The following is a 12,144-nucleotide window of genomic DNA, read 5'->3' as shown; positions in this document are numbered from 1 at the left end:
CTATCGGCCGCAGGCTTGGGGTTGCAGTTTCTGGCCCCCGCCGGACAGCGTGATGGTCCCGGACGCCCCACCGCCACCTGCCGCAAGCACAGTGCACACGATCTGCGAGACAGCGTTAGGCGACAGTTCCCGCACATTGACCCCGATCGCCGCGTCGCTCACCCCGATGGCGATCGGCTCGAACGACGGCGGCAGCTCCGTCGTGTACCCGCCAGCCCGTTCGTCCTCGCTCGGCCCCTGCTCCAGCACCCGGACCCGATCCGCGGCCACGTCTCCGGCTCCGCTGCGCATCACCGGCACGACATTCCCGTTCAGCACGAAATACACCCTCGCTGTGTAGCCGCTGTTCCCGTTAGGCGGCCCGCTGGGCGCGTTCTCCCCGGTGATCACGCCGCTGGGCCGCACCCCGCAGCTCGCCGTCAGCACCAAGACCGCGATCAGCGTCAGCAACCGTTTCACTGCCGCACCTCCCGAGGCAGCCACAACGTGAACACCGCACCGCCCCCGGGCCGGTTCCCAGCGGTCAGCTCCCCGTGGTGCAACCGCGCGTTCTCCCAGGCGATAGCGAGCCCGAGCCCGCTCCCTTCCGACCGGCTGCGAGCGGTATCCGCCTTGTAGAACCGGGCGAACACGTGCGGCAGCACCTCCTCGTCCAGCCCCGAGCCGGAATCCTCTACGGAAAGCGTGATCCCCGCCTGGTCGCCCCGCAACCGGACGGTCACCGGCTCCCCGCCGTGCCGCAGCGCGTTCCCGACGAGGTTGGCCACGATCACGTCCAGCCGGCGCGGGTCGACGCGCGCCCGGATCCCGTCCGGCAGATCGGTTTCCACCGCGAATCCCCGCGCCCGCAGAGTCGCGCGGACCGCCTCGGCCACGTCGACGTCGTCCACCGCGAGCGACGCGGTGCCGGAGTCGAACCGGGTGACCTCGATCAGGTCGTTCACCAGCCGCGCCAGGTTGTGTGTCTCCTGGCTGACCAGCCGCACCGCCTCGCCCGCCGCGTCCGGCAGCCGCTTCGCTTCGGCGTCGAGCATGTCGGTGACGGCGGTCATCGCGGCCAGCGGCGTGCGCAGTTCGTGCGACACGTCGGCGACGAACCGCCGCGCGTCGGCTTCCATCCGGCGCAGTTCGCCGACGTGCCGTTGCAGCGAGTCGGCGGTCGAGTTGAACGTCTCGGCGACACTGGCCAATTCGTCGCTGCCGCGCACGGTGATCCGGGCGTCGAGGTCGCCCGCGCCGAGCCTGCGGGCCGCGCGCTGCAGCTCGCCGACCGGCCGCAACACGCTGCTGGCGGCGAGTACCGCGAGGATCAAAGCCACCACCAGCGCGGCCCCGCCGGCGAGCCACGCGTTCCTGGCGAGCCCGTTCACCGCCTCGATTTCCGCGTCGAGATTGCGCAGTTCGTAGACCTCGATCCCGGACGGAACCGTCGGATTCCGCCGGTCGCCGGTCGAGATCAGCAACGGCGAGCCCAGCGCCAGTTGCGTCACGCCGCCGACGTCCACGCGCTGCCACGCGACCCGGCCGGACTGCACTGCTCCGCGCAGTTCCGGCGTGATCACCGAGGCGGGCATGTCGCCCGCGCTGTGCCCGCCGCTCGTCACCAGCGCGGAGTTCTTCCGGCCGTTCAGCCGGTCGGCGGCCACCTGCAGCGCGTTCGCGTCCACCGGCCGCCGGGGGAGCGGGTACAGCTGCTTGAGCTGGTTCGTCATCTCGACGGCGGCGTTGTCCTGGGTGCGCTGCAGGATCCCGTCGCGGGCCCGCACGTACCCGATCCCGGCGACGGCCACCGCGGTGAACACGCTCAGCAGCGCGAACGCGACCAGCAGCCGGGTGCGCAGGCCCCGGAACTGCCAGCCGGTCACAGCGGCCCGAAGCGATAGCCGAAACCTCGCAGGGTCTGGACGTACACCGGTTTCGCGGCGTCGTCCTCGATCTTGGACCGCAACCGCTGCACGCACGCGTCGACGAGCCGCGAATCGCCGAGATACCCCTGATCCCACACGGATTCGAGCAGCTGCTGGCGGCTGAGCACGCGGCCGGGGGACGCGGAGAGCTCCAGCAGCAGCCGCAGCTCGGTGGGCGCGAGGCCGATGACCGTGCCGTGCTTGCTGACCACGAGACCCTCGCGGTCGATCGTCAGGTCGCCGTGTCGTTCCGGACCCGGTTTCGCGCCCTGGCCGCGCGGCTCGCCGCCGGTGCGGCGCAGCACGGCGCGGATGCGCGCCTCCAGGACGCGGGCCTGCGCGGGCTTCACGACGTAGTCGTCGGCTCCCGCTTCGAGCCCGGCCACCACGTCGATGTCGTCGTTGCGCGCGGTGAGCATGATGATCGGCAGGTCGCCGGACGCGCGGATGCGGCGGCACACCTCGAAGCCGTCCATCCCGGGCAGCATGAGGTCGAGGACGACGACGTCGGCCGGGTCCCCGGCGAGCCGGGCGAGGCCTTCCTCTCCGGTCTCCACCGCGTCGACCGTGTGGCCCTGATACGTCAGGGCCAGCCGCAGGCCGTCGCGGACGGCCTGGTCGTCTTCGATCAGCAGCACCCTCGGCATGTCTCCCACTATCGCAGCCCGCCCGTCCGCCCGCCCGGACAGTCCACAGCGGACAACCGGGTCCCAGCCTGCCCGGCCCGGATCCCCGCCCGGTGCGTGCCGTGTCATCGTTCGGTAACAGCGCGGCCGTGGCGAACTGTTACAGAGCTGTCAAACTCCGTGCGCAGTGCGCGCACACTGGGGTCCGAAGGTGGACCCCATGATCGAGTCGCTTCGCCGGCCCCGGGTCCTCGCGGCCGTCACCCGCCTCCTGGCGGTGGCGCTGCTCCCGGCGGCTTTCCTGCGTTCGCCCGGCCGCGGCCGGCACCTGGCCTGCCAGTGGGCGCTCGCGATGCGATACCCGGCCGAGGACCTTGACGGTCTCAGCGAACCGGCCCGCGCGGCCTTCACCGCGGCGCGCACCGAGGCGTTCTGGCGGCACAGCCAGCTCATCGGGCTCACCTCCGGCCATCGCGACGCCGCCCACCAGCACCGGCTGTTCGCCGAAGAGGTGCACCGCACCGGTTCTGTTGCTGCGGCCCGTCGCCGGGTGTTGCCGCCGCACGAGTCGGCACACGTTCGCGGCACGGCACTGGACGTGCGCCCGAGCGAGGGCGCGGCGTGGCTGGAACGGCACGGGCCGGAGTATCGGCTGTATCGCCGCTACGACAACGAATGGTGGCACTTCGAGTACCACGCGCACACCGTGCCGATGCGGTTGCCGGACCCGGATTCTTTGCGTCCGGCTTCGATGGCCCGGGTCGCCAGCTAGGGTGAATTCCCCTTTGCGGCACGGGATTCCAGGTATCGTCGTTCGGGAACGCTGAGTGTTTTCTGTGCCGCTGAACGGTAATAGGCCCGGGCTTGCTCGGGATCGCCCGCCAGGTCGAGCAGGTGCGCGCGCACGACGTCCACGCGATGGTGCTCGTCCAGTCCGGCGATCTCGTCCAGCTGCCGCAATCCCTCGCGCGCGCCGTGGACCATGGCGACCGGGACGATCCGGTTCAGCGCCGCGACCGGACTCGGTGCCACGGCGAGCAGAAGGTCGTAGAGCGCGAGGATCTGCGGCCAATCGGTGTCCTCGGCGCGGGCCGCCTCGTCGTGCACGGCGGCGATCGCGGCCTCGAGCTGATACGGCCCGAGCTGCGCGCTGACCAGAGTCTTCCCGATCAGGTCGAGCCCTTCGGCGATCGCGGCGGAGTCCCAGCGGGAGCGGTCCTGCTCGGCCAGCGGAACGGCGGTGCCGTCCGGCCGGGTCCGTGCGGGCCGCCGGGCGTCGCTGAGGAGCATGAGCGCCAGCAGCCCGGCGACCTCGCCGTCGTCGGGGACCTGCGCGTGCAGCTGCCGGGTGAGCCGGATGGCCTCGGCGGTGAGCTCGACCCGGTTGACCGCGGTCCCGGAGCTGGCGGTGTGGCCCTCGGTGAAGATCAAGTACAGCACCTGTAGCACCGCGGCCATCCGCTCGGCCCGTTCTTCCGGCGGCGGCATCCGGAATCGCGCGCCGCTGAGCCGTTTCTTGGCCCGGTTGATCCGCTGGCTCACGGTTTTCTCCGGCACCAGCAACGCCCGGCCGATTTCTGCCGTGGTGAGGCCGCCGACCGCTCGCAGCGTCAAGGCGAGCTGGGACGCTTTGCCGAGTTCGGGGTGACAGCACAGCATCAGCAGGGTCAGCGTGTCGTCTTCGGCCGGCGCCAGCTCCGGTTGCGGCACCGCCAATCCGGCGGCCGTGTGCTCGCGCTGCCGGCGGGCGGATTCGCTGCGTTCGATGTCGATGCGCCTGCGCGCGGCGGCGGTGATCAGCCAGCTCTTGGGGTTGTCCGGCAGGCCCTGCTCCGGCCACTTCAACGCGGCGGACAGCAGCGCTTCCTGCACCGCGTCCTCGCACAGCGCGAAGTCGCCGAACCGGCGGCAGACAGCGGTGAGCACCTGCGGCGCGAGATCGCGCAGGAGCTGTTCGAAACCGGGCGAGGGAGTCAGAGATCCAGCTCTTTCACGTTGCGGAGCGGCCGTACCTCGATCTTGCCGTACAACGCGTCCGGCACCCGGGCGGCGTGCTCCAGCGCTCGTTCCATGCTCTCGCATTCGACGAGGTAGAAGCCGACCAGATGCTCCTTGACCTCGGCGAACGGGCCGTCGCTCGCCACCGCCTTGCCGTCGCGCACGGTGACGCATTTGGCTTCGGCCGGGTCCGCCAACCCGTCGCTGAGCACCAGTTCGCCGGACTCTTCCAGCGACCGGGTGAGCGCGAGATGGCTGCGGCCGAACTCGGCCTTCTTCTCGTCCGGCAGCTCCTCCCAGAGCGCGCGGAACCGCGGGTTGCTGTGGATCATGATCAGGTACCGCACTTCCCGGCCCCCTTCGAAAGTTTTTCGCCGCCGGGGTCGCCTTCCGGATTCCGGCTCCGACGTCCCCGGTGAAAGTCAGCTGAGGAAGGAGCATAGTAGTGCGGAAGATCGTGGCCGGACTGTCGGTTTCGCTGGACGGGGTGACCGAGTCGCCGCCGGACTGGATGATGCTGAACCACGAGGCGGACGACGTGATCCGGGCCAGCATCGCCGAGTCCGACGCCGTCCTGCTCGGCCGGAACACCTACGCGGACTTCGCCCGCATGTGGCCCGGGCTGGGCGACTCGTCGCCGATGGCCGCCTTCCTGAACAACACCCCGAAGTACGTCGTGTCGAGCACGCTCACTGAACTGGATTGGAGCGGCTCGACGCTGCTCGGCGCGGACTTGGCTGAATTGGCCGCGCTCAAGGCCAAATCGGGCAAGAACATCCACATTCCCGGCAGCCCCCGGCTGGTGCGCTCGCTGCTGCTGGCGGGTTTGCTGGACGAGCTGAATCTGCTGATCCACCCGATCGTGCTCGGCTCGGGCGCGCGGCTGTTCGAGGAGCCCTCCGACCGGGCGGACCTCGAACTCGTCGCTTCTCGGACGTTCGAAAACGGGGTTCTCTCGGTGACGTACCGGCCGACGCCGGGTTCATAATTCTCAAGGAGTGAAAATGTTCGACACCAGCAAAGCATTCAGCGGTTTCTCCGTGGACGACATCCCCGCCGCGCGGAAGTTCTACGCCGAGACGCTCGGCATCGAGGTCACCGAAAACTGGGGGATGCTGCGCCTGCACCTCGCCGAAGGCCGTGAAGTGCTGGTCTACCCGAAGGGGGACAAGCACGTTCCGGCCGAGTACACCATTCTCAACTTCCCGGTCGACGACATCGAGCGGGCGGTCGCGGACCTTGGCGCGGCAGGCGTTTCGTTCGAACCCTTCGACGGGGTGGACGAGAAGGGCGTGTTCCGGCTCGGCGGTCCGCTGATCGCGTGGTTCAAGGATCCGGCGGGGAATATTCTTTCTGTCCTCCAAGAAAACTGAAGCGCAAGACTGAAGATGCCGGGCCGGGTGTCTAGGTGAGAAGTTGGAGGCATGACGACGATTTCGGCGCCAGCTCGGACGGGCTGGCGGGGATTGCTCGCAGTGGCGGCGGCAGTGGTCGTGGTCGCTTCCGCGGTGGGCTTTTTCCGTGCTTTCCACATGCCCGTGACGGACCCGGCTGATTCGACGAGTTCGATGAGTTCGACGCCGGATCGGCGGCTGCACGGCATGGCGCTGGCCGACATGCCGGAGATGTTCGTGGCCGGAGCAGCGTTGCTTCTCGCGCTGGGAGCCGCGCTGGTTCTCGGCCGGACGCGGCAGAGCGTTTCCGTGCCACAGCCGAAAGTCCGGGGAAGGCGGACGATCGCGGTAGTCGCCACTGCCGCGCTGACAATCGACATCAGCAAGACGTCGACGCTGGGTTTCGTCATTCCCGGCCTGCGCGCGGAATACGGCATCGACGCCTCGACCGCGTCACTGCTGGCGGTCAGCGGCTTGTCCGGCACCGCATCGGGCGCGTTGCTGTGCAGTCAGCTGGCCGAGCGCATCGGAAGGCGGGCCTGTTACTTGCTCGCCACGCTCGGATTCACCGCGACCAGCATGTGCGGCACGATGCCGAATTTCGGCGGCAACGTGGTGATGTGCTTCCTGATGGGCATCGCCGTCGGCGGGCTGGCTCCGATGCTGATCACAGTCCTGAGCGACCTTTTCCCCGGACGAGGCAGGGGAGCGGTGGTGACCGGGTTGTCGATCGTCGCGACCGCGATCGGCTACCTGGTCGCCTCCGGCTCGGCGTTGTGGCTGGAGCCGATATTCGGGTGGCGGGTGCTGTGGCTCATCGGCGCACCGACCGGCCTGCTGCTGGCCGCCGCGGCAGCCGTCATCCCGGACCAGCGCAGCTTGACCGCACGCCCCGCGACGGAAGCGAACTGGCTGGCCCGCAACACGCTCACGACCCGCCTGCAATGGGTGTTCGCGTTTTCGATCGGCTTGACCACGTTCGGCCTGACAACCTGGGTGCCAACCCTGTCCCGCGTCGGCGGCCTTTCGCTGACCACGGCGAACGCCCTGCTCACCGGATCCGCGGTGGCGATGGTGGTGTGCGCGGGGCTGCTAGTGCTCGGCTACCGCCGTTTCGGCCCGACTGGCGTGACAGTGCGATTAGCCGTGTGCACCGCAGTGTTGCTGCTGGCACTCGCGGTGTCCGGATGGGCAGTCGCCGCTCCGTGGCTGTCGGCCGCCGTACTGACGGTCGCCCTGTTGGGCGTCAACACGATGGCCGCGGTATTCCTCCCCGTCGCCGCCGACGTAGCCGACGACGGCCAGCGTGGGCGGGTTGCCGGTTCGGTGTCGTTCTTCAACCGACTCGGCGGATTGACCGGGCCGCTGGTGCTTTCGCTGCTGGTCACATCGGTGACCGACGTACTGACCGCGGTCGCGCTCCTAGCCCTGCTGTGCGGTTCGGTCGCGGCTTACACGAGCCGCCGACAACGGGTGCTGCGAAAGGCCGGTGCGGAGGTGGGGTGACTGCGGGGTCTGCCAGTGGTCGCCTCGCCGGACGTCGACACGATGGCGGTGCTGCTCCTGCCGGTTGCCGCCGACGTCGCCGACGACGGCCAGCGCGGCCGATCACCGGCTCGGTCCGGCTGGCAGGCCCGCTGGTGCTTTGGCTGCTGCTGAGGTCGGGCGTCGGACGTGCTGATGGTGGTCGCGATCCTCGCGCTGTTGTGCGGTTCGGTCGCCGTTCGCACCAGTCGTCGACAACGGGTGCTGCTGAAGGCCGGGGCGGTGGTGCTGTGACCGCCGGGTCTGTCCATGGTGGTCGCCTTGCTGGGCGGCAGTACGGCGGCCGCGGTGTTCCTCCCCGTCGCCGACGCCGGTCAGCGTGGACGGGTCGCCGGTTCGGTGTCGTTCTTCACCCGGCTCGGCAGTTGGCTAGCCCGCTGGTGTTTCCGCTGCCGGTCACGGTCGCGCACCGGAAGCGCCCCTCGGCGGCCACCGGGCCCTGCCCGCGACTGTCCACAGTGGTCAAAACCGCCGAGCGAACGGCTGCGGTCGGCGCATCCGCACCAGCAACAGCAACGGGATCAGCACGTAAGGGAGGTTGAACGCGAGGAACTTGCCCGGATTGCCAGTACGGGTCGCCGGGTCGCCGAAGAACTCGACGCCGAACACGACGATCCCGGTGAGCGTGACGATCATCGTCGCGTACACCACCGCGAACAGCTGGATCCCGTTGCGACCGGCGACGAGACACCAGACGAGCACGACATAGAAAGGCAGGTAGACGAACGCGGACAGCCCGGTGACGATCCGCATCCAGTCCGGCGGGTGCATGAAGAGCGGGTCGGCGTCGTGGGCGTACCAGTAGTTGGAGTCGACGAAGAAGTTGCCGGTCGGGCGGGAGAAGTCGACGCCGATCGTCGGCAGCAGGTCGCTGATCAGCGACGTCACCGTGAAGACCGAGAAGATCACCGCGAAGAAGATGTCGATCTTGCGCTCGCGCAGGGGCAGGTTCGCCGTCGTGGTGCCCATCGGCGGATTCTACCGGCGTCGCGCGGGCGATTCCGGCAGTACAGTCGCGGTCATGAACGCGTTCCAGGTGTGCCTCTGGGTTTTCGCGGGCGTGTGCGCCGGCTGCTGGCTGTTGTCGGTGCTCACCAGGGAGTACTCCTGGGTGGACCGGATCTGGTCGGCCGTCCCGGTGGCCTACGCCGGGATCTTCGCCGGTCACGCGGGGTTCGCGGACGCCAGGCTCAACCTGCTGTTCGCGCTCGTGTTCCTGTGGGGCGCGCGGCTGACGTTCAACTACGGCCGCAAGGGCGGCTACGCCCGCGGCGGCGAGGACTACCGCTGGGCGGTGCTGCGCGGCCGGATGGCTCCGTGGCAGTTCCAGCTGTTCAACCTCTTCTTCATCACGCTCTACCAGAACGTGATCCTGCTGCTCATCACGCTGCCCGCGTGGACCGCGCTCGACCATCAGACTCCGTTGGGCGCCGTCGACATCGTGCTGGCCGTCGCGTTCGTGGGCTGTCTGGTCGGCGAAACCGTCGCGGATCAGCAGCAGTGGAACTTCCATCAAGGGAAGAAGCGCGAGACGGCCGCCGGGCGCACCCCGGACCCGCGGTTCGCGCAGACCGGGCTCTTCCGCTTTTCCCGCCACCCCAACTTCTTCTTCGAACAAGCGCAGTGGTGGCTCGTGTTCCTGTTCGGGGTCTCCGCGGCGGGCGCGGTCACCTGGACGATCGCCGGCGCGGTCCTGCTGACCGCTCTGTTCATCGGCTCGACGATCTTCACCGAGAGCATCACCCTCGGCCGCTATCCGGAGTACGCGGACTACCAGCGGCGCGTTTCGCCGATCGTGCCGTGGTTTCCGCGCCGCGCGGCGTCCGAGCCCGTGCGCGAGGGATAGCCGGTACGTCCGGAATGTGGCGGTGGTCACGTCAATGCCGTGAACCGGCGTCATGTCCGATGAGTCGGAAGGATACCGTTCGCTCAGTAGGGTGACGGTTCATACGACTGGGGGTGGACCCATGATCGGTTTCGAGACCGACGTGAAGGATCTGCGCAAGGCGAGCGGGTTCGTCGAGGACGCCGGGCACGCGGCGGAGACCGCGCGCGACGGCGTGCGCGGGCTGGACATGCCCGAGGCGACCGGACCACAGGGCATCTTCGGCGGGTTCAACCCGTTCGGCGGCGGCCCGACGACGGCGTTCGGCGGGTCGCTCGGCATGCGCCAGGTCGCGGCGGCGTACGAGTACCACCGCTCGAAGGTCGAGGAAGCGCTGGCGAAGCTCGCTTTCACCACGCAGCAGGCGAGCGTCGCGCTCGCGCGCGTGGCCGACCTGTACGAGAGCGCCGACGGGGAAGCGCGGATGGGCGTGCGCAACGCGGCAGGGGAGGGGCTCTGACGTGAGCGACCAGGAAAACTACTTCGGGCTGAGCGGCGGTTCGGACGAGCGCCCGCGCGAGCAGCTGCTCGAAGGCATCTGCGAGGACCTGCAGCAAGGTGCGAACGACGCGCTCGACGGCGTGCTGGCGTTGCGCTACGCGGAGTTCATGCTGTTCCAGATGATGGACGGCCTGTACGAGTCCTATCAGGACGAGGTCACGAGCATCTTCCGCGAGTTCTCCGAGGCCGACCTCAAGGACACCGGCTCCGGTCTGCAGGCGTTGATCAACTCCTACGAGCACATCTGGCAGAACCTCGGCCGCGGCTCGATGACGGAGCTGCGCCGGGCGAAGGAACTGATGGGCTCGTGGCGCGGCGAGGCGGCCGAGGACGTCAAGACGTATCTCGACCGGCTGTCGGAGACATACGACCAGATGGCCACTGAGATCTCTGTGCTGGAGAGTGGCGTCGTCGCTGGCCGCGACAGCGTGTGGGGCGCGCGGGACGACCTCAACACGCTGGGCAAGTCGTTCAAGGACGCCGCGGAGAAGTACCAGAAGGACAAGGCCAAGGAGGGCGAGATCTCGCTGTCCAAGGTGATGACGACGGCCTTCACCGCGGCACTGGTCGGGATGCTCGCCGCGGTCGCGACCCCGGCTGCCGCGGGCGCCGGGCTGAGCCTCGCCGCGGCGGGAACGCAGGCCGCGGTGGCCGGTGCCGGCGCGGGGCTGTCCGAGGTCGTGGCGGAGGCCTCGGCGCGGGTCGAAGGGGAGTCCGCGAAGGAAATCTTCGAGAGTTTCCTCGACAACGTCGAGAAGATCCGCTCGGGAATGGACCAGTCGACCGGACGGCTGGCGGACAAGATCCGCGAGAAGGCCGACGGTTTGCCCGACATCCCGAAGCCCGCCGACGTGAGCCCCGGCGACTCGTTCGACCCGTCCAACTTCGAGACTTCCAACACCCCGAAGGACACCGAGAAGAAGGTCCGGGACCGGAACGTCGACATCGCGCCGGACGGTTCGGTGTCACAGCCGCTGTCGCCGTCCACAATGGACTGATGTGTCCGGCCCGGAAGAACTGATCCAGGCACTGTCCGCGTTGTCGGTCGAGGCGTCCTCGGCCGACAACGCGGTCGCGGCCACGGTGAACACCGACGGTGTCCTCACTGGACTGAAACTCTCTGCCGCAGTGCGGAATTTGCCGCCGGAGGAGTTGGCCGCGCTGGTGCTGCACACGTACGCCGAAGCGCAGCGGCAATCGGCGCACGAGACGGCGTCGTTGCTGGCTCCGCTCGGCACGCGCGGGTACGTGATGGACCGGCTGAAGTGGCGGGCGGGGTTCACTCCGGACGTTGCCCCCGCCACTCCGCCCGCTGCTCCTCGGCGGTCTGCTCGGCCTGTTCCGCCGGTCGAAGCGACACCGGCTGCGGTGCCGGTCCAGCCGAAACCCGTTGTTGGGTCAGGGAAACCTTCCTCGACACAGGCTGCTCCCGGGCCTCGGCAAGCAGCGGGTGGCGCCTCCGCGGCGACGGGCGAGGGCGACTATCTCCGCAACCGCACCGCCGACCCCGAGCAACCGGCGGAACCGGAACGCCCGGTGAGCGACGAGGACTGGTACGAGGCCGGCGTGCGGTTCGACGAGGCCTGGTAGCCGCTCAGTTGAGCGTGCCCTCGTCGCCGAGCAGCTTGCGCAACCCCGGCAGGACCGCGGAAAGGTCTTTGCCGGTGCGGAAAGCGACGACCGTCGTCTCGGTCTCGCCGGTGTTGCCGAACAGCGCGACCGTGTCCGCCATCGCGGCGTCGAAGGCCGCTTCCGGGTCCGTCGTCTGCCCGCGCAGCCATCGGCGGAGGACGTGGTTGTGCGCCGTCACCACAGCCGCCGCCATGAGTTCGGCGCGCAGTGCGGTTTCCTCGCCGCCGCCCATCCAGCGGTGGACGAATTCCTGGAAAAGCCGCTGATACTGCCGCGTGCCGGCGATTTCCCGGGCGCGCAGCGCGGGCACGCTGCGGGTGAGGCGGTACCGCGCCAGCGCCAGATCGCCCTCGGCGACGTAGTGCCGCAGCACCAGCCGCGACGCCTCGGTGACCGCGACGGTCGCGGTGCGCGGGTCGGAACCGGCCAGCCGGGCTTCGATCGCGCTCAGCAGCACCTCGTGGTCAGGGAAAATGACGTCCTCTTTGGACCGGAACGCACGGAAGAACGTGCTGCGCCCGACGCCCGCGCGGTCGGTGATGTCGTCGACCGTCGTCTGGTCGTAGCCGCGCTCCTCGAACAGCGCGAACGCGGCCTCGGTCAGCCGTTGCTTGGCCGGTTTCTCGGGCATCGGGCCACCTTTCGCACGCACGCTG

Annotated in this window: 16 protein-coding genes; 9 read left to right on the top strand and 7 right to left on the bottom strand. The window is 69.1% G+C overall.

Going from position 1 to position 12,144, the window contains the following annotated elements; genetic code table 11:
• The 3 genes from AB5I40_RS11405 to AB5I40_RS11395 are packed head-to-tail and all read right to left on the bottom strand — an operon-like array spanning position 1 to position 2,554.
• Positions 1 to 459, bottom strand: a complete 459-nt coding sequence (locus AB5I40_RS11405; RefSeq protein WP_370938453.1) for a hypothetical protein — start codon at positions 457 to 459, stop codon at positions 1 to 3.
• Positions 456 to 1,865, bottom strand: a complete 1,410-nt coding sequence (locus tag AB5I40_RS11400; protein ID WP_370938452.1) for an ATP-binding protein — start codon at positions 1,863 to 1,865, stop codon at positions 456 to 458. Before AB5I40_RS11400 ends, AB5I40_RS11405 begins: the two co-directional genes overlap by 4 nt.
• A complete protein-coding gene (locus AB5I40_RS11395) occupies positions 1,862 to 2,554 on the bottom strand; it encodes a response regulator (RefSeq protein WP_370938450.1) in 693 nt (230 codons plus the stop codon). Before AB5I40_RS11395 ends, AB5I40_RS11400 begins: the two co-directional genes overlap by 4 nt.
• 199 nt (positions 2,555 to 2,753) lie before the next feature.
• Here AB5I40_RS11395 and AB5I40_RS11390 point away from each other — a divergent pair, with 199 nt between their 5' ends.
• On the top strand, positions 2,754 to 3,305 hold the full coding sequence (locus AB5I40_RS11390) for a D-alanyl-D-alanine carboxypeptidase (RefSeq protein WP_370938449.1): 552 nt from the start codon (positions 2,754 to 2,756) through the stop codon (positions 3,303 to 3,305).
• On the opposite strand, the gene AB5I40_RS11385 is transcribed toward AB5I40_RS11390, so the two are convergent.
• Together AB5I40_RS11385 and AB5I40_RS11380 are read right to left on the bottom strand one after the other, a co-directional pair.
• A complete protein-coding gene (locus tag AB5I40_RS11385) occupies positions 3,302 to 4,510 on the bottom strand; it encodes an RNA polymerase sigma factor (protein WP_370940493.1) in 1,209 nt (402 codons plus the stop codon). The genes AB5I40_RS11390 and AB5I40_RS11385 overlap by 4 nt on opposite strands.
• On the bottom strand, positions 4,507 to 4,878 hold the full coding sequence (locus AB5I40_RS11380; protein WP_370938448.1) for a YciI family protein: 372 nt from the start codon (positions 4,876 to 4,878) through the stop codon (positions 4,507 to 4,509). The genes AB5I40_RS11385 and AB5I40_RS11380 overlap by 4 nt, the downstream gene beginning before the upstream one ends.
• Positions 4,879 to 4,976: 98 nt before the next feature.
• Here AB5I40_RS11380 and AB5I40_RS11375 point away from each other — a divergent pair, with 98 nt between their 5' ends.
• From AB5I40_RS11375 to AB5I40_RS11360, 4 genes are read left to right on the top strand one after another with little or no spacing between them, the layout of a single operon-like run.
• Complete coding sequence (locus AB5I40_RS11375) at positions 4,977 to 5,519, top strand: dihydrofolate reductase family protein (RefSeq protein WP_370938447.1); 543 nt, start codon at positions 4,977 to 4,979, stop codon at positions 5,517 to 5,519.
• Positions 5,520 to 5,535: 16 nt separating this feature from the next.
• Entirely contained in the window at positions 5,536 to 5,904 is a 369-nt protein-coding gene (locus AB5I40_RS11370; RefSeq protein WP_370938446.1) for a VOC family protein, read from the top strand.
• A gap of 51 nt (positions 5,905 to 5,955) precedes the next feature.
• A complete protein-coding gene (locus AB5I40_RS11365) occupies positions 5,956 to 7,431 on the top strand; it encodes an MFS transporter (RefSeq protein WP_370938445.1) in 1,476 nt (491 codons plus the stop codon).
• A gap of 15 nt (positions 7,432 to 7,446) precedes the next feature.
• Positions 7,447 to 7,584 carry a hypothetical protein gene (locus tag AB5I40_RS11360; RefSeq protein ID WP_370938444.1) on the top strand — a complete coding sequence of 46 codons (138 nt, stop codon included), beginning with the start codon at positions 7,447 to 7,449 and terminating at the stop codon, positions 7,582 to 7,584.
• 348 nt (positions 7,585 to 7,932) lie between these two features.
• On the opposite strand, the gene AB5I40_RS11355 is transcribed toward AB5I40_RS11360, so the two are convergent.
• Positions 7,933 to 8,439, bottom strand: coding sequence for an emopamil-binding family protein (locus tag AB5I40_RS11355; RefSeq protein ID WP_370938443.1), 507 nt, complete (start codon positions 8,437 to 8,439; stop codon positions 7,933 to 7,935).
• A 52-nt stretch (positions 8,440 to 8,491) separates the two neighbouring features.
• Between AB5I40_RS11355 and AB5I40_RS11350 the strand changes: the two genes are divergently transcribed.
• The 4 genes from AB5I40_RS11350 (at position 8,492) to AB5I40_RS11335 (ending at position 11,446) form a co-directional block, all read left to right on the top strand.
• Positions 8,492 to 9,316 carry a DUF1295 domain-containing protein gene (locus tag AB5I40_RS11350; RefSeq protein ID WP_370938442.1) on the top strand — a complete coding sequence of 275 codons (825 nt, stop codon included), beginning with the start codon at positions 8,492 to 8,494 and terminating at the stop codon, positions 9,314 to 9,316.
• 121 nt (positions 9,317 to 9,437) lie between these two features.
• Positions 9,438 to 9,815 carry a hypothetical protein gene (locus AB5I40_RS11345; RefSeq protein WP_344279014.1) on the top strand — a complete coding sequence of 126 codons (378 nt, stop codon included), beginning with the start codon at positions 9,438 to 9,440 and terminating at the stop codon, positions 9,813 to 9,815.
• Between the two features lies 1 nt (position 9,816).
• On the top strand, positions 9,817 to 10,854 hold the full coding sequence (locus AB5I40_RS11340; RefSeq protein ID WP_370938441.1) for a hypothetical protein: 1,038 nt from the start codon (positions 9,817 to 9,819) through the stop codon (positions 10,852 to 10,854).
• Between the two features lies 1 nt (position 10,855).
• On the top strand, positions 10,856 to 11,446 hold the full coding sequence (locus tag AB5I40_RS11335) for a YbaB/EbfC family nucleoid-associated protein (protein WP_370938440.1): 591 nt from the start codon (positions 10,856 to 10,858) through the stop codon (positions 11,444 to 11,446).
• 4 nt (positions 11,447 to 11,450) lie between these two features.
• On the opposite strand, the gene AB5I40_RS11330 is transcribed toward AB5I40_RS11335, so the two are convergent.
• Complete coding sequence (locus AB5I40_RS11330; RefSeq protein ID WP_370938439.1) at positions 11,451 to 12,119, bottom strand: TetR/AcrR family transcriptional regulator; 669 nt, start codon at positions 12,117 to 12,119, stop codon at positions 11,451 to 11,453.
• Positions 12,120 to 12,144: the final 25 nt, after the last annotated feature.

This window comes from Amycolatopsis sp. cg13 (assembly GCF_041346965.1).
In the GTDB taxonomy this organism is placed as follows: Bacteria; Actinomycetota; Actinomycetes; order Mycobacteriales; family Pseudonocardiaceae; genus Amycolatopsis.
This window is presented reverse-complemented; position numbering and strand designations above follow the sequence as displayed.

Excerpts from the sequence above, each read along its gene's own strand:
- AB5I40_RS11390 (WP_370938449.1), top strand. The coding sequence starts at position 2,754 with ATGATCGAGTCGCTTCGCCGGCCCCGGGTCCTCGCGGCCGTCACCCGC.
- AB5I40_RS11370 (WP_370938446.1), top strand. The coding sequence starts at position 5,536 with ATGTTCGACACCAGCAAAGCATTCAGCGGTTTCTCCGTGGACGACATC.
- AB5I40_RS11330 (WP_370938439.1), bottom strand. The coding sequence starts at position 12,119 with ATGCCCGAGAAACCGGCCAAGCAACGGCTGACCGAGGCCGCGTTCGCG.
- AB5I40_RS11395 (WP_370938450.1), bottom strand. The coding sequence starts at position 2,554 with ATGCCGAGGGTGCTGCTGATCGAAGACGACCAGGCCGTCCGCGACGGC.
- AB5I40_RS11365 (WP_370938445.1), top strand. The coding sequence starts at position 5,956 with ATGACGACGATTTCGGCGCCAGCTCGGACGGGCTGGCGGGGATTGCTC.
- AB5I40_RS11355 (WP_370938443.1), bottom strand. The coding sequence starts at position 8,439 with ATGGGCACCACGACGGCGAACCTGCCCCTGCGCGAGCGCAAGATCGAC.
- AB5I40_RS11350 (WP_370938442.1), top strand. The coding sequence starts at position 8,492 with ATGAACGCGTTCCAGGTGTGCCTCTGGGTTTTCGCGGGCGTGTGCGCC.
- AB5I40_RS11345 (WP_344279014.1), top strand. The coding sequence starts at position 9,438 with ATGATCGGTTTCGAGACCGACGTGAAGGATCTGCGCAAGGCGAGCGGG.